The following is a 26,545-nucleotide window of genomic DNA, read 5'->3' on the forward strand; positions in this document are numbered from 1 at the left end:
CCTCCAGCAGGGGCGGGCAGCCCCGGGGAACTCACGCGGCCAGGGCGGGCCGGAGCACCGGGCCGGGGACCCGCACGGGCGCGCCGGCAGGGGTGACCAGCGCCTGCGCGGCCACCGCCACCCGCCGCCGCCGGGGTACGCGGGCCCGCCGGGTGAACACGTCGAAGTCCTGGGCGGCCACCTCGTCGAGGATCCCGCCGTAGAGCGCGTACGCGGTGCGCATGCACGCCTGCGAGGCCGGGGCGAGCAGCGGGATGCCCGGCGCGGCGGCCGCGTAGTGGGCCTGGGCGCGGGTCACCTCGTACTCGATCAGCTCGCGGAGCCGCGGGGTGGCGCGGCCGGCGGACCGGGCCGCGAGCAGGTCGTCCCGGGTGACGCCGAACGCGGCCAGGTCCTCGTCGGGCAGATAGGTCCGTCCCCGGTCCAGGTCCTCCGCGACGTCCCGGATGAAGTTGGTGAGCTGGAAGGCGAAGCCGAGCTGGCGGGCCGGCTCGCGGGCGGCGGCCGGGTCGGAGCTGCCCAGGATCGGCAGCATCATGGTGCCGATGACCGCCGCGGACCCCTCCATGTAGTCGAGCAGGTGGTCGTAGGTCGGGTACGCCAGGACCGTCAGGTCCATCGTCATGCTGCGCAGGAACGAGGCGAAGTCGTCGCGGTCCAGGTCGAAGACGGCGATGGTGTGCAGCACGGCGGGGAGCAGCGGGTCGTCGACCGGCTCGCCGTGCAGGCCGGCGACGAACCGGGCGGACCACTCCGCCAGCCGGGCGGCGCGCTCGGCCGGAGGAAGCGCGTCGGTGCGGTCGACGATCTCGTCGGCGTAGCGCGTGAAGCCGTACAGGGCGTGGACGTGCCGCCGTTTCCAGGCGGGCAGCAGCCGGGTGGCGAGATAGTAGGTACGGCCGTGGCGCCGGTGCAGCTTCCGACAGCGCTCGTAGGCAGCGGTGAGATCCGTGTCCACCGGCCCTCCTCGGATTCGACGCAGCAATCGACGCAACTCGCACTCTAGGGTACGCTCGCCGACATGGCCAACGACGCAGTTGCCGGTAGTCCGCCCCGCTTCGTCGCGCCGGCTCAGACCGGGGGGACCGACGATCCGGTCCGTGGCGTCCTGGCCGCTTTCACCAACGACCTGGTCACGGGGGTCGACGAGACCCTGGCCGCGTTTCTGGCCACCGAGGTCGACGCCCTCGCCGAGATCGACGCGGCGATGGGCGGGTTCGCCGCGACGGCCCGCGACTGCGTGCTGGCCGGCGGCAAGCGGGTCCGGCCGACCTTCGCGTACTGGGGCTGGCGCGGTGTGGTCGGCGTCGACGCGCCACTGCCGTCGGTGCTGCCGGCGCTCGCCGCGCTCGAACTGCTGCACACCTTCGCGCTGGTGCACGACGACGTGATGGACGGCTCCGACACCCGGCGCGGCCGGCCCACCGCGCACCGGGCCGCCGCCGCCCGGCACCGGTCGGCCGGGCACACCGGCGACCCGGAGCGCTACGGCGAGGCGGTCGCCGTGCTCATCGGCGACCTCTGCCTGATCTGGGCCGACCGGCTGATGGCACACGCCGCCGTGCCGCCGGCCCGCCTGCTCGACGTGCGCCGCTGCTACGACCAGATGCGGGTGGAGACCGTCGCCGGGCAGTTCCTCGACGTGCTCGGCGAGCACGATGCTGCGAACTGGTCGGTCGACCGGGCGCTGCGGGTGGCCCGCTACAAGACGGCCGGCTACACCGTCCAGCGGCCACTGCTCTTCGGCGCCGCCCTGGCCGGCGCCGAGGCGGACACCCCGCTGATCGCCGCCTACACCCGCTACGGGCTGGCCGTCGGCGAGGCGTTCCAGCTCCGCGACGACCTGCTGGGCGTCTACGGTGACCCGGCCACGACGGGCAAGCCGGCCGGTGACGACCTGCGGACCGGCAAGCCGACCGTGCTGCTCATGCTGGCGCGGCAGCTCGCCACTCCGGCCCAGCGCCGCGCCCTGGAACGGGCCGGCACGGTCACCGGGGCGGGCGAGGTGGCCCGCCTGGCCGACCTGGTCCGCGACACCGGGGCGGTGACCCGGGTGGAACGGATGATCGCCGAGCGGGTGGCCGAGGCGCAGGTGGCGCTCGACGGCGCGCCGATCGACGGCACCGCGCGGACCGCGCTGACCGGCCTGGCCACCGCCGCCACGACGCGGCGGGCATGATGGGCAACTTCGCGAACAGGAGGGCCGGAATGCGCACCGTGAGCGGGCGTACCGACCGGGTGGTGGTCGTCGGCGCCGGGCTGGGCGGGCTGGCCTGCGCGCTGCACCTCGCCGGCAGCGGCCGGCAGGTGACCGTGCTGGAACGCGAGCCGGTGCCGGGCGGGCGCGCCGGCCGGCTCGGCGTCGACGGGTACGAGTTCGACACCGGCCCGACCGTGCTCACCATGCCCGACCTGATCGCCGAGGCGCTCGGCGCGGTCGGCGAGGAGCTGGACGACTGGCTCGACCTGACCCCGCTCGACCCGGCCTACCGGGCGTACTACCCGGACGGGTCGACGCTGGACGTCATCAGCGACACCACCCGGATGGCGGCCGAGATCGCCCGGGTCTGCGGGCCCCGCGAGGCCGACGGCTACCTGCGCTTCGTCGACTTCGCGCGGGACCTGTGGCGCTGGGAACGGGCGGACTTCATCGAGCGCAACCTGGACGCGCCGACCGACCTGCTCACCGGCAACCTGCTCAGACTGCTGGCCAACGGCGCGTTCCGGCGGCTGCAGATCAAGATCAACCAGTTCTTCCGCGACCCGCGTACCCAGCGGATCTTCTCCTTCCAGGCCATGTACGCCGGCCTCGCGCCGCACGACGCGCTGGCCATCTACGCGGTCATCGCGTACCTCGACTCGGTGGCCGGGGTGTGCTTCCCGCGCGGCGGCGTCCACGCGGTCTCCCGGGGGATGGCCGGCGCGGCCGAGAAGCACGGCGTGCAGATCCGGTACGGCACCACGGTGACCCGGGTCGCGACCGCGCACGGCCGGGCCACCGGCGTCGTCACCGCCGACGGCGAGTTCGTCCCGGCGGACGCCGTGGTGCTCAACCCCGACCTGCCGGTCGCCTACCGGGAGCTGCTGCCGCCGGGCCGGCAGCGCCGGCTCACCTACTCGCCCTCCTGCGTGGTGCTGCACGTCGGATCGACGCAGGGCTACGGCCGGATCGCCCACCACAACATCCACTTCGGGCGGTCCTGGAAGGGCACGTTCGACGAGGTGATCCGGCGCGGCGAGCTGATGAGCGATCCGTCGCTGCTGGTGACGAACCCGAGCCGGACCGACCCGTCGGTGGCCCCGGCCGGGAAGCACACCTACTACGTGCTCGCCCCGGTGCCCAACCTCGACCGGGCGCCCCTGCACTGGCCGGGCGACCTGACCCGCCGCTACGCCGACCAGCTCGTGGCGACGCTGGAGGAGCGGGGCTACGTCGGCTTCGGCGACGGCATCGAGGTCCTGCGCGCCGTGACCCCGGCCGACTGGGCGGCGCAGGGGATGGCCGCCGGCACCCCGTTCGCCGCCGCGCACAGCCTCTTCCAGACCGGCCCGTTCCGCCCCCCGAACCTGCACCGGACGCTGGGCAACGTGGTCTTCGTGGGCTCCGGCACCCAGCCCGGCGTGGGCGTGCCGATGGTCCTCATCAGCGGCAAGCTCGCGGCCGCCCGCATCACCGGGACCGTGTCGTGACGGCGCGGGAGAAGCACCTCGTCGAGCTGGTGGACGACGGCGGGCGCGTGCTCGGCGAGACCACCGTGGCCGCCGCCCACCAGCCGCCCGGCCGGCTGCACCGGGCCTTCTCGGTGCTGCTGGTGGACCCGCACGGGCGGATCCTGCTCCAGCAACGGGCCGCCGTGAAGACCCGGTTCCCGCTGCGCTGGGCCAACGCCTGCTGCGGGCACCCCCTGCCCGGCGAGTCGCTGATCGAGGCCGCCAACCGCCGGCTCGCCGAGGAGCTCGGCGTCGACCCGGTCGACCTCACCGAGGTCGGGGTGTACGTCTACTACGCCGAGGACCCGGCCACCGGTCGGGTCGAATTCGAGTACGACCACGTGCTGCGCGCCGACGTACCGGCCGACCTGCCCATCCGGCCCGACCCGGACGAGGTGGCCACGCTGCGTTGGGTCGACCCGCGCGAGCTGGAGGCCGACCTGGACACCGACCCCCGCGCGTACGCGCCCTGGCTCGGCGGGGTGGTGAACCGGCTGCTGCGGCCGGCCCGGCCCGCCACCGACGTGGCGCGGGCGGGCGCGCCGGCCGACGAGGCACCGGAGCGGTCGGGTGGCCGATGAGGCGCTGAGCGCGGGAGCCGTCGCGCGGCGGCTGGGGGTCGCCGTCACCACGCTGCGCACCTGGCACCAGCGCTACGGCCTCGGCCCGAGCGAGCACGTGCCGGGGCACCACCGGCGCTACACGCCGGCCGACCTCGCGCGCCTGGAGATCATGCGACGGCTCACCGCCGAGGGCGTCGCCCCCGCCGAGGCCGCCCGCTGGGCCCGGCAGGCGCCGGCCGTCCTTCCGCCCGAGCGGCTCGGGCCGCAGCGCCGGGTCGCAGCGGCCCGGGACGGCGGCGGTACGACGATCCCGGTGGGCCGGGCCGGACCGGTGGCCCGGGGCGTGGCCCGTGCCGCCATGCGGCTGGACGCGGTGGCGATCGGGGAGACCGTCGCGCACGCCCTCATCACCGACGGCGTGGTGCCGACCTGGGACGGGCTGCTCCGGCCCGTGCTCGCCGGCATCGGCGAACGGCATGCCGCCACCGGCGGGCTCATCGAGGTGGAGCACCTGATGTCCCGGTGCGTCTCCGAGGCGTTCGCCACCGTGGCCCGGGCGCACCCGGCCGCCGGGACGGCCCGGATCCTGCTCGCCTGCGCCGATGAGGAACAACACACGCTGCCGCTGGAGGCGCTGGGCGCCGCCCTGGCCGAGGCCGGGGTGGGCTACCGGATGCTGGGCGCCCGGGTGCCGGTGGGCGCCCTGCTCGAGGCGGTCCACCGGACCGGGCCGGCGGCCGTGGTGCTCTGGTCGCACACCCCGCTCACGGCCGATCCGGCGCAGCTCACCGCGGTGCTCGCCGCTCCGCGCCGCCCGTTGCTGGTGCTCGCCGCCGGGCCGGGCTGGCGCACCGACACGCTCCCGGCCGGGGTGGTCCGCCCGGTGCACCTGGCCGAGGCGGTCTCGCTGGCGGTGGCCGTACGCGATTCCCTGGACCAGTCGACGGCGGGCTGACGGCCCCTCCCGATTCGGCGCGGCGTCCACTACGGTCGGAAAGTCCGCCCGACCCGACCCCTCTCGGGAGCGACGATGCGTCCACGCGCCGTGCTGGCGCTCGCCCTCGGCCTAGTGCTCCTGCTCACCGGCTGCGGCGAGCCCGGCAAGACGCCGTCACAGGCCGGCGCCCCGCCGTCCGCCTCGGCCGTCCCCACGCCGACGCCGAAGCCGAAGCCGCGCCCCAGTCCGAGCCGCACCACCCCGCCGAAGCCGAAGCTGCGCCCACTGCCGAAGACCCTGCCCGCCGGGTTGCACCGGACCAGCGGCGACCGGGGCGTCGCCCTCACCTTCGACGACGGGCCGGACCCCCGGTACACGCCCCAGATCCTCGACCAGCTCCGCGCGGCCCACGTCACGGCGACCTTCTGCCTGGTCGGCAAGCAGGCCAAGCGCTACCCGCAACTGGTGGCCAGGATCGTCCGCGAGGGCCACCAGCTCTGCAACCACAGCTGGCGCCACGACATCAACCTCGGCCGGCGACCGCTCGCCGAGATCCGGGCCGACCTGGTCCGCACCAACCAGGCCATCCGGGCCGCCGCGCCGCGCGCGCCGATCACCTGGTTCCGCCAGCCGGGCGGCCGCTGGACGGCGGAGGAGCTGATCGTGGCTCGCCAGCTCGGGCTGCGCCCGCTGCACTGGAGCGTCGACCCGCAGGACTGGGAGCACCCACCGGCGAAGACGATCATCAAGCGGGTGACCGCCGCCACCCACCACGGCTCGATCGTGCTCATGCACGACGCGGGCGGCGACCGGACCCAGACGATGGCCGCCTGCCGGCGCCTGATCCCCGACCTCAAGCGGCGGTACGGGATCTCCCGGCTCCGGTGACACCGCCTCTGACCTGCGGTTTCACTGGGCTGCGCGCCGGCAGCCATACCGGTTTGGCCGACCGAGGAGGCATGGCATATGCTTCTCATGCCTCCGGCGGGGCCGGATGGGAGCAAGTCCGCTTGAAGTTGCGAGTGTGCAATGATGGCGGGGCCGCCCTCATCGTCTAGCGGCCCAGGACGCCGCCCTTTCAAGGCGGTAGCACGGGTTCGAATCCCGTTGGGGGCACGGTCCGGCTCACGCCGGATGCAACACCAGCTAGGTCCTGTGGAGCAGTCGGAGTGCTCGCCGCCCTGTCAAGGCGGAGGTCGCGGGTTCAAGTCCCGTCAGGACCGCAAGCGCTGACGCCGCGCCCTTCATGCGCGGCGTTCTGCGTATCGGCCTGTGCGGTAGCATGAGCCGAGCAACACGGCCAGGTAGCTCAGTTGGTACGAGCGTCCGACTGAAAATCGGAAGGTCGGCGGTTCGACCCCGCCCCTGGCCACATAGCCTTTCGCCGGGCTACCGGAGCGCCGACCAGCGGAAACGCCGGTCGGCGCTTCTGCGTTGGGCTCGAAATCCCGCCTGCCGGGTCTGCCCTTGGTTGACCCCGGAATCCCGCTGGTGACCGCCCCCATTCGCACGTTGATCGCACGCCGTTCCCGCTTCTGGATGCTGCGCGTCTGGTCGCTCGTACATACAGTGCCTAGCCGTGGGGGATCTCTTCGGAACGCTGGCGGCTGCGGCCGGGGTGTTCGCCGGTACGAACGTCGACGACATCATCGTGCTGACCGTCCTGTTCCTGTCCGCTCGGGCGGCCGGCAAGCCCCGGCGGTGGCAGATTTGGGCCGGCCAGTACGGCGGAATTGGTGCCCTAGTGGCGATCTCCGCGGTGGCAGCCCTTGGCCTGACGATCGTGCCTGACCGGTGGGTGGGTCTGCTGGGCTTGATCCCGTTCGGGCTCGGGGTGAGGGGCCTCATCGGGGCCATCCGCCGCCGCAATGACGAGGAGCTGCCGACTCCGGCCGTGGCTTCGGGTCTTCTCTCCGTGATGGGGGTCACGATCGCCAACGGCGCGGACAACATCTCGGTCTACACGCCGATGTTCCGCACGATCGGTCCTGCCGCCAGCCTGATCACCGTCGCCGTGTTCGCCCTCGGGGTAGCCGTCTGGTGCCTGGCGGGCTCGTGGCTCGGCTCCCACCGCAGCGTCGTCAACGTCATTGAACGGTACGGCCACTGGATCGTGCCGGGCGTGTTCATGCTGATCGGCACCGTGATCGTGATTGAGTCCGGCGTCCTTGGTCGGATAGCTGGGTAACCGCTCCTGGTGGTTCTAGCGGAACTCTGGCCGACCTGATGAAGCGACTCCGGCACTCGTCCATGGCGGCGGCCAGCCCATCGCCCGATGGTTAAAGGCCCCCAACCCTGGGACTTACTCGTCTAGGGCTCGAGTGTGGCGGGCATGCTGAAGGCGGCGAGGTGACGGGCACCGATGAAGGCGTTGCTCTCCACGATCTTCCCGTTCTCGATCCGGAGTACGTCGACGACCAACGCCTCGTAGTGCGGGCTGCCGGGCCGGCGGAGATAGTTGATCAGTGCCGGGCGCCCGTTGGCCGAGGTGGGGAACGTACGCCAGTCGAGCGGTCGGCCGAGGAACTCCGCGGCCGCGTCGATCCCGACGACCGGCGGCTCGGGCGGCATCGTGATCCGTACGTCCTCGGCGAGCAGTGCCCGGAACGTCTCCGGGTCCTTCGCGTTGGCGTAACGGCGCAGGATCTCCTCGTCCTCGCTGGTGAGCTGCGGGCGGCGCCAGTCCTGCGGGTCCGACGGAGCGCGCCGCCGGAGGGTGTGGCGGGCCCGCTGGAGGAGGCTGTTGACGGCCGCTACGGCGGTGTCGAGCGCGGCGGCGATCTCCTGCGGCGTCCAGCCGTAGACCTCGCGCAGCACGAAGGCCGCCCGCTGCCGCGGCGGCAGGTACATGAGCGCCGCGATCAGGGCCAGCTCGACGGTCTCCCGGGCGGCGAGACCGGTCTGCGGATCGTCGGCCAGCAGAGCGTCCGGATAGGGACCGAGCTCGGTGGACCACTCGAAGGGGTCACCATGAGGAATCGTCCGGTGACCGGCCGCCTTGCGGCTGTCGAGGAAGACGTTCGTGGCGATCCGGTAGAACCAGGTGCGCGCCGACGCCCGACCCTCGAAGCGGTCGCGAGCCCGCCAGGCGCGCAGGAAGGTCTCCTGCACCAGGTCGTCCGCGTCGGCGACGTTCCCTGCGAGGCGGTAGCAGTGCACGTGTAGCTCACGCCGGTGCTCGTCGAAGGCGTGCTGCAGCCAGACCGCCTGCTCGTCAGGCGAGTCGGGCATGTGATCTCCCCGGGGCTGACTGGTTTTCACAACCGTACTGACGACCGTGGACCCCGTCCGTCATCGGTCACCGATGACGATCGCCGGCTCGGTCGTCTGTACCTGTGACCGATCCCCGCTCCACGAAGGAGACAGCCATGACGGCAACCCCCGCGTCCAACGTCGCCACGCCCCCGGTCGTCGACCGGGAGACCTGGCTGCGCGAGCGCAACGAACTGCTGGTCCGGGAGAAGGCCCATACCCGCGAAGGAGACGCGATCGCAGCGGCTCGCCGTCAGCTGCCGATGACCTTGATGCCGGCGGTGACGGTGCAGGGCCCTGGCGGGGACACCCCGCTGGTGGAGGTGTTCGAGGGCCGCCGGATGCTCATCGCCTACTTCCACATGTGGCACGACGGCAAACCGTACGAGGATCAGTGTGAGGGGTGCACCTTCTCGACCTGTCACATGCAGATGCTGGACTACCTGCACGCTCGGGACGTCACCTACGCCGTGTTCTGCCAGGGTCCCTACGACGAAAGTGCCCCGTTCGCGGAATTCATGGGCTATACGTTCCCCTGGTATTCGGCGAAAGACTCCGACCCGGCTCTGGCCGACGGTCGCGGCTTCGGGTTCATCTCGTGCTACCTGCGCGACGGCGACCAGGTCTACGAGACCTACTGGACCACCGGGCGGGGCGTGGAGGCGTTGACGACCAGCTACCACGCCCTGGACCTCACGGTGTACGGCCGGCAAGAGCACTGGGAAGACTCGCCTGAAGGCTGGCCGCGGGTCACCGGGCACCCGTGGCGTCTCAACGGCCGCCCCACCGCGCAATGGTCACGCCCCGGCGTCGCACCGCGATGACGTCCTCATGATCGAGGTGATCATGCTCGGGTCGGCCGCGCTGTCAGCCTTCTGCTGCGTGGTGCCGCGGGCGGGCGCTTCCCGCAGGGCCCGGATGCTTGCGGGTGCCATGGTGGCTGTCATGGTCGCGGTGACCCTCGACGCCGCACCGGTTGTGCAGTACGCGAGCACGCTGCTGCTCCTCGCCGTGGCGGTGGCAACCGCCGTCGGCGGTCCGGCCGAGCGCGGCCCGGAGATGGAGTGGCACCGAACGGCCGCGGCCGTGCTCATGGCGCTCGCCGTGCTGATGCATCAACACGGCGAGCCGATGGCTGACCACCACCTGGCCGCCGGGCCCCGGACGGACCACGGCACCGCCTCCGGCCATGACGCGGCGCTCGTGTTGCTACGCGCCGCCACGGCCGCGTACCTCTGCTGGATGGCGGCCGCACTCGTCCGGCTGCGCAATCGACCGATCACGGACCTGCTCCGTTGGGAGCACCTGGCCATGGGGGCAAGCCTCGCGGCCATGATCTTCTTCATGAGCTGACCGGGTAAGCGCGTTGATCAAGAGGTTTGCGTCAACCCAGGCCGACTTCTCGACGTGAACTTCTTGGTCGACATCGGCCGGGGTCAGGGTTCGGGTTCGGGGTTGGGCCCGGGTTGGTCCCGATGGTCCGGCGCCCGGGTGGTGCCGAGACTGGCCGTATGACACGAGATCGGCTTGACGTTTTCGCGCCCTGGCGAATCGCCTACGGGATGGGGAGTTGGCGGCGGCTCGCCTGGTCGGTGGTTGCGGTGCCTCCCGCCGTGGGCGCGCTGGGTCGCGCGCTGTTCCGGGCGGGGCGGCTGCGGGCACTGGGCGGGGCGCTGCTCGCGCTGCCGGTCGCGGTCGCCTCCACCGCGCTCACCGCCGTGCTCGCCTACCTGGTGCTGATCAACGTGGTGGGGTACCCGTTGCGCCCCATGCTCGGGCTCAGCGAGCAGACAGGCACCGCCTGGTACGAGAACGCCTGGGGCGGCCCGACCCTGGCCGGCGCGTGGGCGACCCATGCCGCCCTGATCCTGCTGCTGGCCGTGCCGCCCGTGGTCTGGGCCGTCCGCGGGCTGACCGCCCTCCAGCTGCGGCTGACCGGCCACCGGTCGGCCCCGGCCGCACCGGCCGTCGCGTCCCGCCGCACCGTGGACGTCCGACGGACCGGCGCCGAGCAGGTGGACGTGCGACCCGTCGCCGCCGCCGAGCGAGCGGCGCTTCGCTGATCCTCGACGGGACTACCGCTTCGGACGGTGCTGGCCCATGCCGCTCTGGATCGCCTCCCAGACGCTCCGGCCCGCTTGCAACAGCGTCTCCCCGGCCTGGCCGGCGAGTTGGGCCGGCCCGGGCGGACCGGCCGCCCCCTTCTCCGCCTCCGGCTTCCCGCCGCCCGGCTTCCCCGCCTCGCCGGCCTTCCCCTGCGCACCGGCCTTCCCCTGCGCACCGGCCCTCCCCTGATCCGAGGGCTTCCCAGGCTCTGCGGCCTTCCCCTGGTCCGCGGGCTTCCCAGGCTCCGGTGCCTTTCCAGGCTCTGCGGCCTTCCCAGGGGCAGGCGGCTTGCCAGGGGCAGGTGGCTTGCCGGGTCCGGTGGGCGCCTCACCGGCCGACGGCCCGCGCGCGCCCCCGCCGCCTCCTGCGCCGGAAGGGCCGCCCGCGCCGGGCTGCCAACCTTCGCGGGACGGGGCGCCGCCGCCCTCCCGGGTGGCGCAGGGAGGCTCGCCGCCACCCCCGGGACCCGACGGCTGCTGCCCCCGGGCGGGCGGACCGCTCGGCGGCGGACCACCGGCGCCCGTCGGCGGCTTCACCTGTCCCTGGTCGCCGGTCGGCGGCTCCGGCGCACGTGCCCCGGTCGGGGTCGACACGGACGGCGGCGCCGGCTGGCCGACACCCTCCCGCAGTGCCCGGTCGGCCACCGCGCCGACCGTCCCGATGCGCTGCCCGCTGTCGTCCAGGATCGGTGCGCTGGCAAGCTGCTGGGCCGCCCGGTTGACGTCGTCGACACTGCTGACGGCGGAGCGGGCCAGCGCTTCGATCAGCTGCGGGTTCCGGTCGATGGTGGTCAGCGCGCGGTCCAGGATCTGCACCAGCTTCTCCAGGCGTACCTTGAGCAGCGCCTCGGCGCTCACACCGGTGACGTCCAGTTCCACGTTCTCCAGGTGCACCCGCACGCCGGCGTCGAGTTGGAGCAGGTTGGCCAGCCGGGCGCGCAGCGACAGGTCGGCGTCGAGCCCCTCGACCGAGAGCCGGATCTGGTCGACCGTCACCTCCGGGATGTCGAGCAGGACGTCCGGCTCCGCCTGCCCGCCGCCCTCGCGGCTGGGCCGCCCGCTCGTCGGGTCCGGCTCCCGCCCGGTCGCTCCGCTCTCGCTCATGCTTCCCGCTCCCCGCTGGCCCGCCGGCCGGGCCGGATCAGCCGCGGTTACCCGCTTTCCGGCCCGGCATCCCTGGTGGTCCGAAAGGTCCCGCACGACAGCGGCGACGGCCGACCGGAGAGCGATCTCCCCGTGTCCGGAAGCCGGCCGACAGGAAAGCTGCACAGCGAGGCATGAGCCGGTATGGTCCGGGCCTATGGGACAGGGGATGGCCGATCCGGATGAGGTCCGGCAGGAATTCGACCGCTTCTCCCTCCGCAGCACCCTCTTCGCCCCCGCCTCGGCCGAACGGGCGTACGCCGTGTTCACGGGGTCGCTGACCGACTGGTGGGTGCGCGAATACACCTGGTCGGGGCCGGAGGCGCTGGCCGAGCTCGGCATCGAGCCCCGGGCCGGCGGCATGCTCTACGAGATCGGCCCGTACGGGTTCCGTGGCGACTGGGGCCGGGTGCTGACCTGGGATCCGCCCCGGCGGCTGGTCTTCACCTGGCAGCTCGGACCGGACCGGGTGCCGGTGCCGGACCCGGCGCGGGCCAGCGAGGTCGAGGTCATCTTCGAGCCCGAGGGGCCGGAGCTGACCCGGGTCGACGTCGAGCACCGCTACTTCGACCGGCACGGCGACGCCGCCGAGGGCTACCGCAAGGCGCTCACGGCCGGCTGGCACGAACTCCTCTGCCGCTACCTGGCCACGGTCGCCCGCACCACCGACTGACCGGCGGGCGGGTCAGCCGCCGATGCCCCTCGCCCTCGCAGCGGCGCCGGTCACGCCGGTGCCGCCGAGGTCGGCCCGGCGGCCCGCGGCCGCACCCGGACCGAAGCCACTGCCCGCGAGCCGGCGGCGCGGGGCGGTACACAGCCGCGGGTACACCTCGGCGAGCCGCCGCTGGACCCGGTCGGAGCGGTCGGCGAGCACCAGCGCCACCGAGGGCGCCCCGGACTCGGCCACCGCGCCCGCCTCGGCCGTCCGCAGCCGCTCGGCGACCACGTGCGCGAAGCCGGCCAGCCAGGTGCGCCGGAAGGCGGCCGGATGCTCCCCGGCCGGTACGGCGGTGCCGGCCAGCCCGTGCGCGGCCTGCACGAGCAGCGAGGTGAAGAGCAGCTCGACCCGTTCGAGGTCACTGGCGAAGCCGAACAGGTGCAGGTCGAAGCCGCTGCCCCGCTGGCGGCGTACGCAGCGGCAGCGCAGGGGGTCGGCGACCGCCGCGAGCAGGCCGGCCTTGTCCCGGGCGTACGGGGCGACCACCTCGACCACCCGGTCACCGACCGGGTCGGTGGCCGGCTCACGGGCGGCGAGCAGCGCCCGGTCGACGCCGTAGCGGGCGATCAGCTCGGTGGCCTTGGCCATGAAGGCGGCCGACTCGGCGGGCGTGCAGGCCGGGTCCTCGGCCTGGGCGAGCAGCTTGCGGACCTTGCTCAGCATCGCCTCGGACATGCACCAGAGCTATCACAGGCCGGTCGGCTCGACGCGGCTGCGCAGCGTCGCGACCGTCGAACCGGCCAGGGTGAGCAGGCAGTCGGGCAGCAGCCCGTCGGCCGCCGCGGCCCCGAACAACGCCTCGCCGGTGTCGGCGTCGTCGTTGGCGTACGCGCTGACGAAGCGGGCCACCCACCGGGTGTCGTAGTCGGCCTGGTCGATTCCGGGGAAGTCGAGCGCGGCGCCACCCGCGGGTGCGTCGTCGCCGACCATCGTGGCGGCCAGGCACCAGGCCACCCCGTACGCCCCGGCGAGCCCGGAGCGGTCCACGACGGCGTCGAAGGTGTCCACCACCCCGGGGCCGTCGCCGGCCAGCGCCGAGCGGAGCACGGCGGTCGCATCGTCCAGCGTCTGCTGTGCTTCGTCGGTCACCTGCCGAACAGTAGTTCCGGGGGTCAAGCGGTGACCCCGGAACGGCTCGGCAATCACACAGAGTGATACCGGCAGTCGGGGTGCCGACGGACGGACCTCCACGGTCCCGCTCTCCGCGCCGGCACGCTAAGGTGCGCAGCGGACCTTCGCCGGAGGAAGGACGACCATGCTCAAATCTCGCGCGTCGCGTGCGGCCCTGTCCACGGCCTGCGCGGCGCTCCTGCTCGCCACCAGCGCCTGCGGGAGCGACAAGCCCGAAGAGGCCGCCGCCACCCAGGTGCGCCTCTACGGCACCGACGGCAACATGCAGAACTCGTACGTCGACGAACTGAAGGACCGCGCGGACCTTCTCAACGGCATGAAGGGCACCACCCCGCTCACGCCGCTGCCCGAGAGCTTCAAGGATCGGCTACGCACCGTAGACCCGAAGCTCAAGGATTACCTCTACTCGGCGGAAACCTACGACGCGATCGTGATAAGCGTGCTGGCCGCCCAGCTCGCTGGCACGACCGAGCCGCGCGAGATCGCCCAGCAGATCGTCGGCGTGACGACCAGCGGCCAGCAGTGCGACGAGGTCGCCACCTGCCTCCAGCTGGCCCGTGCCGGCCAGGACATCGAGTACCGCGGGGTGTCGCTGACCCGGGCCGGGTTCACCGACGTCGGCGAGCCGGCGGCCGCCAGCTACGCGACGCTGCACTTCGGCGACCGGCAGCTCGACGACGGCAAGACCGAGTTCGTCGGCGCCGGTGACGAGTCGGGGGCGAGCACCAAGGCACCGCCGAAGGGCAAGAAGTCGCGTCCGGCCAAGTCCTACAAGGAGGACGGCTCCCCGCTGGTGCTCGGTGGGCTGCTGCCGAAGACCGGTGACCTGGCCCTGGCGTACCCGCCGATGGCGGCCGGCGCGGCGCTGGCGATCCGGGAGATCAACGCGGCGGGCGGCGCGCTCGGCGAGCCGGTGGTCTGGAACGAGGGCGACGACGGCACGGACCCGAAGGTGGCGAAGGCGACGGTGGCCTCGCACGTCCAGCAGGGCGCGCACGTCATCATCGGTGCCGGTGCCTCGGGCATCTCCCGGGCCGTGCTGCCCGACGTGGTGGCCGCCGGCCGGATCCTCTTCTCCCCGTCGAACACCGACGCCGGGCTGAGCACGGTGGACGACAAGGGCCTCTACTTCCGCACGGCGCCGCCGGACGGCCTCCAGGGCCGGGCGCTGGCCGACGTGATAATGCGCGACGGACCGCACAAGATCGCGATCGTCGCCCGTAAGGACTCCTACGGCGAGGGCCTCCAGGAGAACGTCCGCTCCGAGCTGGAGCGGGCGGGCATGGGCGCCGACAAGGTGAAGCTGCTGTCGTACGTGCCCCCGGAGGGCGCGTCGGCGCCGCCGGTGGACTTCTCGGCGGGTGCCAAGGAGATCAAGGACTACGGGGCGGACGCCGTGCTGGTGATCGGCTTCGGCGAGTCGGCGCGCGTGATCACCGCGCTGGCGGACGCCGGGGTGCAGATCCGGCACTGAGACGACGACGAGGGCCGCACCGGGCGAACCGGTGCGGCCCTCGTCGTGTCCGCGGTCAGCGGGAGCGGCGCCGCTCCAGGAACTCGGTCATCCGCCGGTGCTTCTCCTCGTCCTCGAAGAGCACCGCCTGGCTGAGCAGGTCGAGCTGCGGGTGCGCGGCGGCCGGCGCGTCCACGGCCAGCTTGGTCAGCCGCAGCGCCAGCGCCGAACCCTTGGCCATCTCGTCGAGCAGGCCGTGCGCGGTGGGCAGCAGCTCCGCCGGCTCGGCCACCACCCGGTTGACCAGCCCGATCCGCAGCGCCTCGTCGGCGTCCACCCGCCGGCCGGTGAACAGCAGCTCCTTGGCCCGGGCCTCCCCGACCAGCGCGGGCAGCCGGTAGGTCGCGCCGGCGCCGGCCAGGATGCCAAGCCGCACCTCGGGCTGGCCGAACACCGCGCGCGCCGTGCACACCCGCAGATCGCAGGCGTACGCCAGTTCGGCGCCGCCGCCCAGCGCCGGGCCGTCCACGGCCGCCACGGTGGGCATCGGCAGCGCCCGGATCCGGGCGAACGCGGCCTGGTTGATGGCGGCCAGCGCGTCCAGCCGGCCGCGCTCGCGGAGCTGGGCGATGTCCGCACCGCCGGCGAAGATGCCGTCCGTCCCGCCGGTGAGCAGCAGCAGCCGGGGCCGTGCCTCCAGCTCCGCGCAGACGGCGTGCAGCTCGCCGATCAGGTCGGCGTCGATCGCGTTGCGCTTCTCCGGCCGGTCCAGGGTGACCACGAACCGGTCCGGCAGCTCCTCGATCCGCAGTCCGCTCACTGTGCCCGCCTTTCGTTCGCGACTGCGGGGCTCGCAAGCTCACTCCTCGCGCTCACTGCTTGACCCCGCTTCTCCAGGTGTAGAAGCCCTGCCCCGACTTCTTGCCCAGCCGGCCGGCGGCCACCATCTCCTCCAGCAGCGGGGGCGGCGCGAACCGGTCCCCGTACGCGGCCTGGAGGGTGCGGGCGATGTCGAGCCGGACGTCCAGCCCGACCAGGTCGGTCAACTCCAGGGGGCCGACCGGGTGCCGGTAGCCCAGCACCATGGCCTTGTCGATGTCGGCGGGGCTGGCCACCCCGTCGGCGACCATCCGGATCGCCTCCAGGCCGAGGGTCACGCCGAGCCGCGAGGTGGCGAAGCCGGGCAGGTCGCGTACCACGACGGGGTCCTTGCCCAGCCGGCTGGCGAGCGCGACGGCCGCCTCGGTGGTCTCGGGCGCGGTGGCCGGGCCGACCACGACCTCGAGCAGTGCCATCGCCCAGACCGGGTTGAAGAAGTGCAGACCGAGGAAGTCGGCCGGCCGCTCCAGCCCCTCGGCCAGCTCGGCGATCGGGATGCTGGACGTGTTGCTGCCGAGCAGGACGGGCCGGCGGCCCTCCGCGTCACGCAGCACGGCCCGCTTGAGGTCGAGCCGCTCGGGGACCGCCTCCACGATCACGTCGGGGCCCTCGGCCACCTCGGCGAGCCCGGCCCGCAGGGTGACCCGCTCGCGGTTCGCCGTCGCCGCCTCGGCGGTCAGCTTGCCGCGCTGCACGCCGCGGTCCCACAGCTCGCCGAGCCGCCGTACCGCGTCCGCGCCGCGCGCCGCGTCCACCTCGACCAGCTCGACCGCGTAGCCGGCCCCGGCCGCCACGTACGCAATGCCGAGGCCCATGGTGCCGGCCCCGACGACCACAAAACGACCACTCATCGATGTCCCTCCGCCGCGGCCGGTGACGGGCGGGGTCTCCGCCGCGCCGGACCGTCCGCTGGTTCCTGGATGCGACCCTATGCAGGGCCGGGACCGGGGGCATGCGTGGGGGCGCGCCGGATCGGGTACAGACGGCCGTCAACGCCGAGGGAAGGATCGAGATGAGCCAGGCACCGGAGAGCGCGGAGAGCACCGAGACCGTGGAGACCCGCGGCGACGAGCGGGTGGACCTGCTCCGCGCGGACACCAACAACGACGGGAAGACCGACGTCTGGGTGGTGGACACCGACGGCGACGGCAAGGCCGACCTGTTCCAGTTCGACACCGACGGCGACGGCAAGGTGGACATCACCATGGTCGACATCGACGAGGACGGCACCCCGGACGAGGTGGTCGACGGCGACGGCGGCCTGCCTCCGGAGCAGACCACCCCCACCGTGCAGGTCTGACGCCGACGCCGGCGGGTGCCTCCGGTGCCCGCCGGCCTCAGGCCAGTCGGAGCGTCGCCAGGTAGTACGGGTGGTCGCGGTCGTCCACGTCGGCCAGTCGCCAGGGCGAGCCGTGGACCAGCTCGGCGAACTCCTCGACCGAGCACACCAGATAGTCGAACCACTCGGTGCCGAGCAGCCGGTAGCGCAGCCGCAGCCGGAGCTGCCCGCCGAGCCGCCCCCGCCGCCGGTTCAGCTCGTGGTAGCCGGTGTGCACCGGGTCGGTGGTGCCGTACGGGTCGGTGCCGTGCGCGATGATCTGCGCGCCGGGGCGGGCCAGCGCGGCGAGCGCGGCCAGCAGCGCGGGGGCCCGCTCCCGCCCCTCGAACAGCCCCAGGTTGTTGCCGAGCAGCAGGAACGTGTCGTAGCGCCGGCCGTCGGCGACGTGCTCGTCCACGGTGCCGAGCACCAGGTCCCGTACGCCCCGGTGCCGGCTGACCCGCAGCGCCCCTTCCGAGGTGTCCAGCCCGGTGACCGGCACGTTGCGTTCCTGGAGGTGCAGCGCGATCCGGCCGGCCCCGACGCCGATGTCCAGCACCTGCCCGTGCACCTGGTCCACGGCCCGGTGGTCGTACGGCTGCCAGCGCTCCGGCGGGTCCAGGTAGTGCTCGGCGGGTGCGCCGTTGACCAGCCCGTCGTCGCGCTCGATGATCTCGATGACCGGCCGGGGCAGCCGCCCGCCGACCATCGGCCGGGGCCCGATCCCGGTGCTGACCGCGTACGCGTCGCGGATCATCTCACCGAACACGTCGCCGATTCTGGGTTCCCCGGTCACGGCGTCACGCTATCCGGGCTCGGCCCGGCTGTCGCGGCCGTATCCTGAGCGGCGTGACAGACCTGGACCGCCTGGCGGCGGAGAAGTACGTGCTGCTCACCACGTTCCGGAAGGACGGGCGGGCGGTGCCGACTCCGGTGTGGGCGGTACGCGACGGCGAGGCGCTGGCGGTGTGGACGGTGTCGGACTCCGGCAAGGTGAAGCGGATCCGGCGCGACGGCCGGGTCACGGTGGCGCCCTGTGACGTGCGCGGCCGGCCGCACGGCGAGGCGGTGCCGGGGCACGCGACGATCAGCGGCCCGGAGTCGACCCGGCGGATCCGGGGCCTGCTCAAGCAGAAGTACCGCCTGATCGGCCGGCTGAGCCTGCTGGGCAGCCGGCTGCGCCGGGGTGAGGCCGGCACGGTGGGCCTGCGCATCGTGCTCGACTGAGCCGGCCCCGGAAACGATTGAGGGCGGTGGATCGTCGCTGTCGCGACGTCCCCCGCCCCTGATCGGAACGCCTGAGAAACGTCCGGGTCTCAGTCTCCCTGACGCTGCTGGGGAATCTGCCCCTGCAGCAGGGCCCGAACCTCCGACTCGCGGTAGCGGCGGTGGCCGCCCAGGGTCCGGATGGCGCTGAGCTTGCCAGCCTTGGCCCACCGGGTCACCGTCTTCGGGTCGACACGGAACATCGACGCCACCTCGGCCGGTGTGAGTAGCGGCTCTGGTTCGTGCGTTCGCGATGCCATCGGGGTCACTCCTCCACATGTATAGACATCGGCCGGGGTCCCGCCGGCCGACGCGTCTCCCATGGTCCGGCTAGTCCCCGATGTCCGACATGGGCCGAACGGCTGAAGGTCCCTAGACGGACGGATGAACCATGCCCGATTTTTACGACTTTTATGCCGCAGAAACTACCTTAATGGGACTCATGATCACGGGTCGTGATGCGTCAACTACGAGACACTCTCGCATCGAGATGCCTCAACCCGGGCAAACCCGGCCCTAGTTGCAGCGCTCCAGCAGCTGCACGGCGCGCCACCGGGCGACCAGCTTGTCGTACGCCGCCGAGGCGTCCTCCGCCTCGCCCCGGGAGAGCCCGGCCAGCCCGGCCGCCACCAGCTCGGTCGAGTCGTCTGCGGCGAGGGTGTCGTCGGGCAGCAGCTGCACCAGGCCGCCGTAGTCCAGCTCCACCACGGAGCGGGGGTGGAACTCCTCCAGCCAGCGGGCGGCCTCCTCGACCGCCTCGGTGATCGGGGCCTCGCCGACCGACTTGCGCAGCACCGACAGCGCCCGGGACGAGCGGCGGCGCGCCTTGGAAATCTCCGTCCGGTAGCGCAGCGCCCGCCGCTCCGGCTCGGTGACCAGGTGCCGCTCCTGCGGGTCGAAGAGCACGAACCAGCGCAGCGGCACCCCCCAGGTGGCGATCTGCTCGTGCACCCGGGGCACCCCGTGCTCCAGCACCCGCGCCCCGCTGCGCCAGTCCTCCACCACGGCCTTCGCCTGGCCGGCGAGGACCGGCGGGACGAACGCGTCGGCCAGCACCGAGGGCACCCCGTCCCGGGCGCTCAGCGCCGCCTCGGCGACCCGGATCCGCAGGTTCCAGGGGCAGACCAGCAGTGTGTCGTCGGCCTCCAGGACGTACGCCTCGTCGGGCAGGTCGGGCAGCCGGGTCCAGCCCGCGCCCAGCGCCTCGATCACCGCGGTGCGCTGCCGGACCGGCCCCTCCAGCGGGGCGACCGCCCGGCCCTCGCTGACGTAACGGCGCCAGTACGACTGGCGGTCGCGGTCGAAGGCGGTCAGCGGCTCGTACACGCGCAGGTATGAGGCGAAGAGCGACGGCACGGCGCGATCCTCCCACGAGACGGGACTAGTCCGCCGCCGCCGCCACGAGGCGCCGTGACGTGCGCGACAGTACGGCTGCGGCCGATATTAGGCTCAGCAGCACCGGCACCATCCCGCCGGCGTACCGACAGGTCCGCGCCCCACAAGGACGCACACCGACACAGGAGCCAGCCATGGGCGTATTCGCCAGCACCGACGACCCGGGATCCACCGGTCACGAACAGGTCGTGTTCTGCCAGGACAAGCAGTCCGGGCTGAAGGCGATCATCGGGATCTACTCCACCGCGCTGGGCCCCGCGCTCGGCGGCACCCGGTTCTACCCGTACGCCGACGAGGAGGCCGCCCTCGCGGACGTGCTCGACCTGTCGCGCGGCATGGCGTACAAGAACGCCCTGGCCGGCCTCGACCTCGGTGGCGGCAAGGCGGTCATCTGGGGCGACCCGGAGCAGATCAAGAGCGAGGCGCTGCTGCGCGCCTACGGCCGCTTCGTGGAGTCGCTGGCCGGGCGCTACTACACCGCCTGCGACGTCGGCACCTACGTCGCCGACATGGACGTGATCGCCCGCGAGACGAGCTACGTCACCGGCCGCAGCGTGGAGCACGGCGGCGCCGGTGACTCCTCGGTCCTCACCGCCTGGGGCGTCTTCCAGGGCATGCGGGCCGCCGCCGAGCACGTCTGGGGCGCCCCGACGCTGGCCGGCAAGCGGGTCGGCGTGGCCGGCCTCGGCAAGGTCGGCAAGTACCTCACCGGCCACCTCCTGGAGGACGGGGCCGAGGTCGTGGCCACCGACGTCAACCCGAAGGCCCGCGAGTGGGTGCGTGCCACCCACCCGCAGGTCACCCTGGTCGACGACACCGCGGCCCTGGTGGCCGCCGACATCGACGTGTACGCCCCGTGCGCCCTGGGCGGCGCGCTGAACGACGACACCGTGCCGGTGCTGCGCGCGAAGGTGGTCGCGGGAGCGGCCAACAACCAGCTCGCCCACCCGGGCATCGAGAAGGTCCTCGCCGACCGGGGCATCCTCTACGCCCCCGACTACGTGGTGAACGCCGGCGGCGTGATCCAGGTCGCCGACGAGATCGAGGGCTTCAACTTCGAGCGGGCCAAGCTGCGGGCGACCCGGATCTTCGACACCACCCGGGAGATCCTGCGACTCGCCGACGACGAGGGCGTCCCCCCGGCGGTGGCCGCGGACCGGCTCGCCGAGCGGCGGATGGCCGAGGTCGGCCGGCTCCGCACGATCCACCTGCGCTGAACGTCACCCGGGGGCGGGTCGCACGGCCCGCCCCCGGGCCGCAGCGCGGCCGGCACCAGCGTTAAGCTGGACGTTGGGGTGATTCGTGCCGATTTGACCACTGTCACGGCCGGTCCCGCTGTCCGCTCCTTACCGGGTACACTTTGTGACGGCCGGATCACTGCGACGCGCAGGGCCGGTTGACGGTAACCCGAGGTGCCGAACGGTGGCATCCCCATGTACCGTAAGAGCCACGAGAGATGCCTGACGTCATCGGGGCCCGCCTTCGGGCTGCCCCGCATTCTGTGCGAGGGGGTCGAGCCATGGGGCGCGGCCGTGCTAAGGCCAAGCAGACGAAGGTGGCCCGGGAGTTGAAGTACCACTCCCCGAACACCGACCTCACCGCCTTGCAGCGCGAACTGGCGGGTGCTGGTAAGTCTGAGCACAACTTCGACGACGACTACAAAGAGTATGTCGACGACGATGATGAGGATCACGCGGACGACGACCCGGACACCTGGGCCCGTCCGACCCGCTGACCTCCGGTCGCATCTGAGCACGCGGTGACTCCCCGCGTGCTCACGCATGTGCCCTTCCAATGCGGCGCACCGACGATCAGGGGCCACGCCGTCCCGGACTCGATCCGGCCGAGCGGCGGGCCCCTGATCGCGGACGCGTGCCCTCATCGGGGCCGGTTGTTCCAGTTGTAGAACGTCGGGATGTTCTCGAAGTGGTTCCAGGCGCACACCGCGCTGGCACCGTCGCCGCCCGACACCTCCGCCCGCAGCAGGCGCGCGGCCTCGGCCTCGTGGAGAAGTGCGGCCAGTCCGACGGCGGCTTCCCGCACCCGGTCCGCCACGGGATCGGGCTCGGCTCCTCCGACGCGCTCAGGCTGCCGGTGACTCGTGGTCTCGGGCATGCTCCAACACTCCCTCCAGTAGGCGGATCTTGCTGTTGCGGCAGTGCTCGGTCTCCGTACCGTCGAAACGCCCCAGCTCGAAGTAGCGGTTGGCCGCGTGGCCCCCGCCGCAGAAGCCGAAGTAGGGACAGGACGACCGGCACGCCTCCACGCCGGTGAGGAACTCGCCCACCCAGGGTGTGCGCCCGGCGCCGGCCAGGATCTCGGCCAGCGGGGTGGTCAGCACGTTACCGCTGCTGAAGTCGCCGTAGTGCGGGTCGGTGAAGCCGGCCAGCTCCGGGGAGAGCACCACCACCGAGCCGTCCTGGGCGACCGTGGGGATCGGGTCGAGCCGGCGGGGCAGCACGTCGTCCGCCGTGCCGGCCAGGACGGCGCCGGCGTAGCGCAGCGACCACTCGACCTCGCGGAGATGGATCCGGGGGTCCCGGCGCCAGGCGCCCACCAGCTCCGCCCAGAAGCCGGTCACCGCGGCCGCGTCCCGGGCGTTGGTGCGGGTGTTGACGCCCTCGGTCTCCTCGATGTTGATCCCCAGCACGTCGCAGCCGAGGTCGAGGAAGTAGTCGTAGAGCTCGGTGGCCAGCCCCGGCTCCGGTCGGGACACCACGGCCAGCGCCGAGAACGGCAGCCCGTGCCGGCGCAGCGCCGCCACCCCGGCCAGGATCCGGTCGTACGCCGGCCGCCCGCCCCGGGTGACCCGCTCGCCGTTGCGGTCCCGGGGGCCGTCCACGCTCACGCTGACCCGGATCCCGTGCTCGGCGAAGAACGCGCACCAGGCGTCGTCGATCAGCGTGGCGTTGGTCTGGACGTGGTGCTCCACCTCCGGCCCGAACGGGGCCAGCAGCGCCGCCAGATGCTCCCGGCCGGCCGCGAGCGGCTCGCCGCCGTGCCAGACCACCGAGAAGCGACCGGCGGCCGCCCAGGGGTTCACCGCCGCCGCCACCGCCTCGGCGACCGGCACGGGCATCCGCTTGTCCACCGCCCGCAGCGGCAGGTAGCAGTAGACGCAGTCGAGATTGCAGAGCGTGGTCGGCTGCATCACCACGTACGAGGGGACGGCGGCGATGCCTTGCATTCCGGTGTGCGTACGCGCAGCCATCAACCCTCCCCCGCCTAGCCTGAACTGCCCTTCAGGCTAGGCGGCGGTGGCCACTCGGGTGAACCCCCGATCAGGTGCCCGGATGATCACCGGAGAGTGATCAACCGCGGGTGTGCTGACCGATCATCTGCACGTTGCCGGAGCCCTCGATGATCTCGCCGGCCTGCCACGCGTCGACGCCGCGCCCGGTCAGGGTCGCCAGCGCGCGGTCGGCGTCCTCGGCGGAGACGATGGCGAACATGCCGACGCCCATGTTGAACGTCGCCTCCATCTCCGGGTCCTCGATCCGGCCCTTGGACTGGATCAGGTCGAAGACCGGCTGCGGCTTCCAGGTGGACCGGTTGACCACCGCGTCGACGTGCTCGGGCAGGATCCGGACGAGGTTGCCCGGGATGCCGCCGCCCGTGACGTGGGCCAGCGCCCGCACCTCGGCCTCGGCGATCAGCTTGAGGCAGTCCTGCGCGTAGATCTTGGTCGGGGTGAGCAGCTCCTCGCCGAGGGTGCGCTGCCGGCCGAAGTCGTCGATCACCACGTCCAGCCGCATCCGCCCGGCGCCCAGCAGCACGTGCCGGACCAGCGAGTAGCCGTTGGAGTGCAGGCCCGAGGAGCGCATCGCGATCACGACGTCGCCCACCTCGACCCGCTCCGAGCTGAGGATGTCGCTTTCCTCGACCACGCCGACGCCGGTGGCGGAGATGTCGTACTCGTCCGGGCGCAGCACGCCCGGGTGCTCGGCGGTCTCGCCGCCCAGCAGGGCGCAGCCGGCGTAGCGGCAGCCGTCGGCGATGCCCGCGCCGATCTCGGCGACCTTGTCCGGCACGACCTCGCCGGTGGCGATGTAGTCGAGCAGGAACAGCGGCTCGGCGCCGCACGCCACCAGGTCGTCGACCACCATGGCGACCAGGTCGATGCCGACCGTGTCGTGGATGTCGAGCTGCTGGGCGATCACCAGCTTGGTGCCCACGCCGTCGGTGGAGGAGGCCAGGATCGGGTTCTTGTACTTCTTCGTGTCCAGCCGGAACAGGCCGGCGAAGCCGCCCAGGTCACCCATGACCTCCGGCCGCCGGGTCTGCCGGACCTTGGACTTCAGCAGCTCGACCGCGCGGTCGCCCGCGTCGATCGACACCCCGGCGTCGGCGTACGAGACCGAGCGTTTGCGCTGCGTACGGCCGGTCCCCGCCGACCAGGGCTGGCGGTCGCCGCCGGCGCCCGTCGGGCTGGATCCTGCGCCGCTGCGCTCGGACACGTGGGTCACGGTTCTCCCCTTTGGTTCCCGCGGGCCGGCCGGTGGGCCGCCCCGCGTCGGTGGTGCTACGGGCGGTGGGTGGCTGCGCCGCCCGGAGTGGCGGCCGACGGCGTCAGACGCGCCGAGCTGAAGTTGTCGTTCAGTGGGGCGCTGGGCTCGGACGCCTCGGCGGCGACCCGGCGGCCCACCCCTTCGAGCACGTGCTTGCCGATCAGGTTCCCGGCCGGCAGCTCGATCGGGTATTCCCCGTCGAAGCACGCCCGGCAGAGCCGGGTCTTCGGCTGCTCGGTCGCGGCGATGAGACCGGGGAGCGAGACGTAGCCCAGCGTGTCGGCCCCGATCGACCGCCGGATGCCCTCGTTGTCCAGCCCGTTGGCCAGCAGCTCGGCCCGGGTGGCGAAGTCGATCCCGTAGAAGCAGGGCCAGTTGACCGGCGGGGACGAGATCCGGACGTGGACCTCGAGAGCGCCGGCCTCGCGCAGCATCCGCACGATGGCCCGCTGGGTGTTGCCGCGGACGATCGAGTCGTCCACCACCACAATGCGCTTGCCGCGGACGTTCTCCCGCAGCGGGTTGAGCTTGAGCCGGATGCCGAGCTGGCGCAGGGTCTGCGACGGCTGGATGAAGGTGCGCCCGACGTACGGGTTCTTCATGAGGCCCTGGCCGTAGGTGATGCCGGACTCCTCGGCGTAGCCGATCGCGGCCGGGGTGCCGGACTCCGGCACCGGGATGACCAGGTCGGCCTCGACCGGGTGCTCCTTGGCGAGCTGGCGACCGATCTGCACGCGGGCGGAGTGCACGTTCCGCCCCGCGATGGTGGCGTCCGGGCGGGCGATGTACACGTACTCGAAAAGGCAGCCCTTGGGCTCCGGCGCGGCGAAGCGGCTGGATCGCAGCCCGTCCTCGTCGATGGCGATCAGCTCGCCCGGCTCCACCTCGCGCACCACGCTCGCGCCGACGATGTCCAGCGCGGCGGTCTCGCTCGCCACCACCCAGCCGCGCTCCAGCCGGCCCAGCACCAGCGGGCGGACCCCGTGCGGGTCACGGGCCGCGTAGAGGGTCGACTCGTCCATGAAGACGAAGCTGAAGGCGCCACGCAGCTGGGGCAGCACCTCCAGGGCCGCCGCCTCGACGGAGAGGTCGGGCCGGCTGGCCAGCAGCATGGTGACCAGCGAGGTGTCGTTGGTCGAGCCGTCCGAGTCCAGCCCTCGCTCGGCCACCTCGCGCTGCAGCTCGGCGGTGTTGACCAGGTTGCCGTTGTGGGCCAGCGCGATCGTGGTGCCGGCGCTGGTGGCCCGGATGGTCGGCTGGGCGTTCTCCCAGGTCGACCCGCCGGTGGTCGAGTAGCGCGCGTGCCCGATCGCGACGTGGCCGCGCAGGCTCGCCAGGGTCGGCTCGTCGAAGACCTGGGCGACCAGGCCGAGGTCCTTGTAGACCACCACGCCCGATCCGTCGCTCACCGCGATGCCCGCGGCCTCCTGGCCGCGGTGCTGGAGGGCGTAGAGCCCGAAGTAGGTCAGGTTCGCGACCTCCTCCCCGGGCGCCCAGACGCCGAAGACGCCACACGCGTCCTGGGGGCCGGGTCGCTGGGGATCAAGGTCGTGGCTCAGCCGGCCATCGCCTCGGGGCACCTGCCGCTCCCTCTTGCTGGGGTCTGGACTGGCCTGGCGGAGGTCGGGGGTCAAGCTCCGCACGGTGGGCCGGGGACCGTCGTCGCCTCACAGTGTACGCGAACAGCGGTCGATACCGACAGTCACGATACGCCCGCTCTGCGTGATTGTGAGCAGTGTGTCGCCGCAGCTAGAGCGGTAGGTGCTCGGAGAGGTCCGCCCGGATGCCGGACACGCGTACGCGACCCTCGGTGACGGCCTCCGCCCAGCCGAGACGGCCGGTGGCCAGCGCCAACCAGGTCGCGGGGTCCATTTCCACCACGTTCGGTGGTGTTCCGCGGGTGTGTCGCGGCCCCGCCACGCACTGCACCGCGCCGTAGGGTGGAACCCGCACCTCCACCGATCGGCCGGGGGCGCGCTCCGCGAGGGTGGCCAAGAGGGTACGGACCGCCTCCCGGTACACCGGTCGATCGGGCGTACGCCCCTCATCCAGCGCCGTCAACGTCGCCGCCACGGCGGCCGAATAAGTGTGCGGAGAGGACACGACGGGACGATACGACCCGGCAGCATCGCGCTCGACGCTGGCCCTGGGTAGAGATAGCCCGGC

General features: G+C 72.8%; 30 protein-coding genes and 3 tRNA genes. 18 read left to right on the forward strand and 15 right to left on the reverse strand.

Features of this window, described 5'->3' with window-relative positions; all coding sequences use genetic code 11:
- Positions 1-31: 31 nt before the first annotated feature.
- The gene (locus tag GA0070214_RS17255; RefSeq protein WP_091264234.1) at positions 32-958 is read right to left on the reverse strand and encodes a phytoene/squalene synthase family protein; all 927 of its coding nucleotides are present in this window, start codon (positions 956-958) and stop codon (positions 32-34) included.
- Between the two features lie 63 nt (positions 959-1,021).
- On the opposite strand from GA0070214_RS17255, the gene GA0070214_RS17260 reads away from it, so the two are divergent.
- The 9 genes from GA0070214_RS17260 to GA0070214_RS17300 all read left to right on the forward strand — a co-directional run bounded on the left by GA0070214_RS17260 (position 1,022) and on the right by GA0070214_RS17300 (position 7,399).
- Positions 1,022-2,179: a polyprenyl synthetase family protein gene (locus GA0070214_RS17260; protein ID WP_091264238.1), complete on the forward strand. Its 1,158-nt coding sequence runs from the start codon at positions 1,022-1,024 to the stop codon at positions 2,177-2,179.
- A gap of 29 nt (positions 2,180-2,208) precedes the next feature.
- Positions 2,209-3,690, forward strand: a complete 1,482-nt coding sequence (crtI, locus tag GA0070214_RS17265; RefSeq protein ID WP_208602808.1) for a phytoene desaturase family protein — start codon at positions 2,209-2,211, stop codon at positions 3,688-3,690.
- Positions 3,687-4,292, forward strand: a complete 606-nt coding sequence (gene idi, locus GA0070214_RS17270) for an isopentenyl-diphosphate Delta-isomerase (protein WP_091264245.1) — start codon at positions 3,687-3,689, stop codon at positions 4,290-4,292. The genes crtI and idi overlap by 4 nt, the downstream gene beginning before the upstream one ends.
- The gene (locus tag GA0070214_RS17275) at positions 4,282-5,229 is read left to right on the forward strand and encodes a MerR family transcriptional regulator (RefSeq protein WP_091264248.1); all 948 of its coding nucleotides are present in this window, start codon (positions 4,282-4,284) and stop codon (positions 5,227-5,229) included. The genes idi and GA0070214_RS17275 overlap by 11 nt, the downstream gene beginning before the upstream one ends.
- Positions 5,230-5,304: 75 nt before the next feature.
- On the forward strand, positions 5,305-6,099 hold the full coding sequence (locus GA0070214_RS17280; RefSeq protein WP_091264250.1) for a polysaccharide deacetylase family protein: 795 nt from the start codon (positions 5,305-5,307) through the stop codon (positions 6,097-6,099).
- Between the two features lie 155 nt (positions 6,100-6,254).
- A tRNA-Glu gene (locus GA0070214_RS17285) sits at positions 6,255-6,327 on the forward strand.
- A gap of 33 nt (positions 6,328-6,360) precedes the next feature.
- Positions 6,361-6,434 (forward strand) — tRNA-Asp (locus tag GA0070214_RS17290).
- A 75-nt stretch (positions 6,435-6,509) separates the two neighbouring features.
- Positions 6,510-6,583 (forward strand) — tRNA-Phe (locus GA0070214_RS17295).
- A gap of 207 nt (positions 6,584-6,790) precedes the next feature.
- Entirely contained in the window at positions 6,791-7,399 is a 609-nt protein-coding gene (locus tag GA0070214_RS17300; RefSeq protein ID WP_091264253.1) for a cadmium resistance transporter, read from the forward strand.
- A gap of 122 nt (positions 7,400-7,521) precedes the next feature.
- Here the strand turns inward: GA0070214_RS17300 and GA0070214_RS17305 are convergent, their stop codons facing one another.
- Positions 7,522-8,442, reverse strand: a complete 921-nt coding sequence (locus GA0070214_RS17305) for an RNA polymerase subunit sigma-70 (protein ID WP_091264256.1) — start codon at positions 8,440-8,442, stop codon at positions 7,522-7,524.
- Between the two features lie 137 nt (positions 8,443-8,579).
- Here GA0070214_RS17305 and GA0070214_RS17310 point away from each other — a divergent pair, with 137 nt between their 5' ends.
- The 3 genes from GA0070214_RS17310 (at position 8,580) to GA0070214_RS17320 (ending at position 10,526) form a co-directional block, all read left to right on the forward strand.
- Positions 8,580-9,287, forward strand: coding sequence for a DUF899 family protein (locus GA0070214_RS17310; RefSeq protein ID WP_091264259.1), 708 nt, complete (start codon positions 8,580-8,582; stop codon positions 9,285-9,287).
- 7 nt (positions 9,288-9,294) lie between these two features.
- Entirely contained in the window at positions 9,295-9,816 is a 522-nt protein-coding gene (locus GA0070214_RS17315) for a hypothetical protein (protein WP_091264262.1), read from the forward strand.
- A gap of 248 nt (positions 9,817-10,064) precedes the next feature.
- Entirely contained in the window at positions 10,065-10,526 is a 462-nt protein-coding gene (locus tag GA0070214_RS17320; protein ID WP_139141867.1) for a hypothetical protein, read from the forward strand.
- 12 nt (positions 10,527-10,538) lie between these two features.
- Here GA0070214_RS17320 and GA0070214_RS17325 read toward each other — a convergent pair whose 3' ends face one another.
- Positions 10,539-11,672 (reverse strand): collagen-like domain-containing protein, encoded by a 1,134-nt coding sequence (locus tag GA0070214_RS17325; protein ID WP_091264270.1) that lies wholly within the window; start codon positions 11,670-11,672, stop codon positions 10,539-10,541.
- Between the two features lie 196 nt (positions 11,673-11,868).
- Here GA0070214_RS17325 and GA0070214_RS17330 point away from each other — a divergent pair, with 196 nt between their 5' ends.
- Positions 11,869-12,384, forward strand: coding sequence for an SRPBCC family protein (locus tag GA0070214_RS17330; protein ID WP_167364284.1), 516 nt, complete (start codon positions 11,869-11,871; stop codon positions 12,382-12,384).
- A 12-nt stretch (positions 12,385-12,396) separates the two neighbouring features.
- On the opposite strand, the gene GA0070214_RS17335 is transcribed toward GA0070214_RS17330, so the two are convergent.
- Complete coding sequence (locus tag GA0070214_RS17335; RefSeq protein ID WP_091264276.1) at positions 12,397-13,104, reverse strand: DUF2786 domain-containing protein; 708 nt, start codon at positions 13,102-13,104, stop codon at positions 12,397-12,399.
- A 12-nt stretch (positions 13,105-13,116) separates the two neighbouring features.
- Entirely contained in the window at positions 13,117-13,518 is a 402-nt protein-coding gene (locus GA0070214_RS17340) for a hypothetical protein (protein ID WP_091264280.1), read from the reverse strand.
- Positions 13,519-13,684: 166 nt separating this feature from the next.
- On the opposite strand from GA0070214_RS17340, the gene GA0070214_RS17345 reads away from it, so the two are divergent.
- Positions 13,685-15,034, forward strand: a complete 1,350-nt coding sequence (locus tag GA0070214_RS17345; protein WP_091264283.1) for an ABC transporter substrate-binding protein — start codon at positions 13,685-13,687, stop codon at positions 15,032-15,034.
- Positions 15,035-15,089: 55 nt separating this feature from the next.
- Here GA0070214_RS17345 and GA0070214_RS17350 read toward each other — a convergent pair whose 3' ends face one another.
- Both GA0070214_RS17350 and GA0070214_RS17355 read right to left on the reverse strand, forming a co-directional pair.
- Entirely contained in the window at positions 15,090-15,833 is a 744-nt protein-coding gene (locus GA0070214_RS17350; RefSeq protein ID WP_091264287.1) for an enoyl-CoA hydratase/isomerase family protein, read from the reverse strand.
- A gap of 52 nt (positions 15,834-15,885) precedes the next feature.
- Complete coding sequence (locus GA0070214_RS17355) at positions 15,886-16,743, reverse strand: 3-hydroxyacyl-CoA dehydrogenase family protein (RefSeq protein WP_091264298.1); 858 nt, start codon at positions 16,741-16,743, stop codon at positions 15,886-15,888.
- A gap of 161 nt (positions 16,744-16,904) precedes the next feature.
- Here GA0070214_RS17355 and GA0070214_RS17360 point away from each other — a divergent pair, with 161 nt between their 5' ends.
- Complete coding sequence (locus GA0070214_RS17360) at positions 16,905-17,192, forward strand: hypothetical protein (protein WP_013283434.1); 288 nt, start codon at positions 16,905-16,907, stop codon at positions 17,190-17,192.
- 37 nt (positions 17,193-17,229) lie between these two features.
- Here GA0070214_RS17360 and GA0070214_RS17365 read toward each other — a convergent pair whose 3' ends face one another.
- The gene (locus GA0070214_RS17365; RefSeq protein ID WP_091264302.1) at positions 17,230-18,006 is read right to left on the reverse strand and encodes a class I SAM-dependent methyltransferase; all 777 of its coding nucleotides are present in this window, start codon (positions 18,004-18,006) and stop codon (positions 17,230-17,232) included.
- A 53-nt stretch (positions 18,007-18,059) separates the two neighbouring features.
- On the opposite strand from GA0070214_RS17365, the gene GA0070214_RS17370 reads away from it, so the two are divergent.
- On the forward strand, positions 18,060-18,437 hold the full coding sequence (locus GA0070214_RS17370) for a PPOX class F420-dependent oxidoreductase (RefSeq protein WP_091264305.1): 378 nt from the start codon (positions 18,060-18,062) through the stop codon (positions 18,435-18,437).
- Positions 18,438-18,526: 89 nt separating this feature from the next.
- Here GA0070214_RS17370 and GA0070214_RS17375 read toward each other — a convergent pair whose 3' ends face one another.
- Both GA0070214_RS17375 and GA0070214_RS17380 read right to left on the reverse strand, forming a co-directional pair.
- Entirely contained in the window at positions 18,527-18,736 is a 210-nt protein-coding gene (locus GA0070214_RS17375; RefSeq protein WP_007073996.1) for a BldC family transcriptional regulator, read from the reverse strand.
- A gap of 256 nt (positions 18,737-18,992) precedes the next feature.
- Positions 18,993-19,832 carry a DUF8083 family protein gene (locus GA0070214_RS17380; RefSeq protein ID WP_091264309.1) on the reverse strand — a complete coding sequence of 280 codons (840 nt, stop codon included), beginning with the start codon at positions 19,830-19,832 and terminating at the stop codon, positions 18,993-18,995.
- A 173-nt stretch (positions 19,833-20,005) separates the two neighbouring features.
- Between GA0070214_RS17380 and GA0070214_RS17385 the strand changes: the two genes are divergently transcribed.
- Positions 20,006-21,088, forward strand: coding sequence for a Glu/Leu/Phe/Val family dehydrogenase (locus GA0070214_RS17385; RefSeq protein WP_091264315.1), 1,083 nt, complete (start codon positions 20,006-20,008; stop codon positions 21,086-21,088).
- 302 nt (positions 21,089-21,390) lie between these two features.
- Positions 21,391-21,606, forward strand: a complete 216-nt coding sequence (locus tag GA0070214_RS17390; protein ID WP_091264319.1) for a DUF3073 domain-containing protein — start codon at positions 21,391-21,393, stop codon at positions 21,604-21,606.
- A 143-nt stretch (positions 21,607-21,749) separates the two neighbouring features.
- Here GA0070214_RS17390 and amcA read toward each other — a convergent pair whose 3' ends face one another.
- From amcA to GA0070214_RS17415, 5 genes are all read right to left on the reverse strand, one after another.
- Positions 21,750-21,986, reverse strand: a complete 237-nt coding sequence (gene amcA, locus GA0070214_RS17395) for a multiple cyclophane-containing RiPP AmcA (protein ID WP_091264322.1) — start codon at positions 21,984-21,986, stop codon at positions 21,750-21,752.
- Positions 21,955-23,058, reverse strand: coding sequence for a cyclophane-forming radical SAM peptide maturase AmcB (gene amcB / locus GA0070214_RS17400; protein WP_208602820.1), 1,104 nt, complete (start codon positions 23,056-23,058; stop codon positions 21,955-21,957). The genes amcA and amcB overlap by 32 nt, the downstream gene beginning before the upstream one ends.
- Positions 23,059-23,182: 124 nt before the next feature.
- Complete coding sequence (gene purM / locus GA0070214_RS17405) at positions 23,183-24,337, reverse strand: phosphoribosylformylglycinamidine cyclo-ligase (protein WP_091264330.1); 1,155 nt, start codon at positions 24,335-24,337, stop codon at positions 23,183-23,185.
- A 56-nt stretch (positions 24,338-24,393) separates the two neighbouring features.
- Positions 24,394-25,959, reverse strand: coding sequence for an amidophosphoribosyltransferase (gene purF / locus GA0070214_RS17410; protein ID WP_091264334.1), 1,566 nt, complete (start codon positions 25,957-25,959; stop codon positions 24,394-24,396).
- A 169-nt stretch (positions 25,960-26,128) separates the two neighbouring features.
- A complete protein-coding gene (locus GA0070214_RS17415) occupies positions 26,129-26,452 on the reverse strand; it encodes a sterol carrier family protein (protein ID WP_091265489.1) in 324 nt (107 codons plus the stop codon).
- Positions 26,453-26,545: the final 93 nt, after the last annotated feature.

This window comes from Micromonospora chaiyaphumensis, assembly GCF_900091435.1.
Classification (GTDB): Bacteria; Actinomycetota; Actinomycetes; order Mycobacteriales; family Micromonosporaceae; genus Micromonospora; species Micromonospora chaiyaphumensis.

Bases quoted from the DNA above. Each gene is read 5' to 3' on its own strand.
- GA0070214_RS17260 (WP_091264238.1), top strand. From the start codon at position 1,022: ATGGCCAACGACGCAGTTGCCGGTAGTCCGCCCCGCTTCGTCGCGCCG.
- crtI (WP_208602808.1), top strand. From the start codon at position 2,209: ATGCGCACCGTGAGCGGGCGTACCGACCGGGTGGTGGTCGTCGGCGCC.
- GA0070214_RS17280 (WP_091264250.1), top strand. From the start codon at position 5,305: ATGCGTCCACGCGCCGTGCTGGCGCTCGCCCTCGGCCTAGTGCTCCTG.
- GA0070214_RS17305 (WP_091264256.1), bottom strand. From the start codon at position 8,442: ATGCCCGACTCGCCTGACGAGCAGGCGGTCTGGCTGCAGCACGCCTTC.
- GA0070214_RS17310 (WP_091264259.1), top strand. From the start codon at position 8,580: ATGACGGCAACCCCCGCGTCCAACGTCGCCACGCCCCCGGTCGTCGAC.
- GA0070214_RS17315 (WP_091264262.1), top strand. From the start codon at position 9,295: ATGATCGAGGTGATCATGCTCGGGTCGGCCGCGCTGTCAGCCTTCTGC.
- GA0070214_RS17325 (WP_091264270.1), bottom strand. From the start codon at position 11,672: ATGAGCGAGAGCGGAGCGACCGGGCGGGAGCCGGACCCGACGAGCGGG.
- GA0070214_RS17330 (WP_167364284.1), top strand. From the start codon at position 11,869: ATGGGACAGGGGATGGCCGATCCGGATGAGGTCCGGCAGGAATTCGAC.
- GA0070214_RS17335 (WP_091264276.1), bottom strand. From the start codon at position 13,104: ATGTCCGAGGCGATGCTGAGCAAGGTCCGCAAGCTGCTCGCCCAGGCC.
- GA0070214_RS17345 (WP_091264283.1), top strand. From the start codon at position 13,685: ATGCTCAAATCTCGCGCGTCGCGTGCGGCCCTGTCCACGGCCTGCGCG.
- GA0070214_RS17355 (WP_091264298.1), bottom strand. From the start codon at position 16,743: ATGAGTGGTCGTTTTGTGGTCGTCGGGGCCGGCACCATGGGCCTCGGC.
- GA0070214_RS17360 (WP_013283434.1), top strand. From the start codon at position 16,905: ATGAGCCAGGCACCGGAGAGCGCGGAGAGCACCGAGACCGTGGAGACC.
- GA0070214_RS17375 (WP_007073996.1), bottom strand. From the start codon at position 18,736: ATGGCATCGCGAACGCACGAACCAGAGCCGCTACTCACACCGGCCGAG.
- GA0070214_RS17385 (WP_091264315.1), top strand. From the start codon at position 20,006: ATGGGCGTATTCGCCAGCACCGACGACCCGGGATCCACCGGTCACGAA.
- GA0070214_RS17390 (WP_091264319.1), top strand. From the start codon at position 21,391: ATGGGGCGCGGCCGTGCTAAGGCCAAGCAGACGAAGGTGGCCCGGGAG.
- amcA (WP_091264322.1), bottom strand. From the start codon at position 21,986: ATGCCCGAGACCACGAGTCACCGGCAGCCTGAGCGCGTCGGAGGAGCC.
- amcB (WP_208602820.1), bottom strand. From the start codon at position 23,058: ATGCAAGGCATCGCCGCCGTCCCCTCGTACGTGGTGATGCAGCCGACC.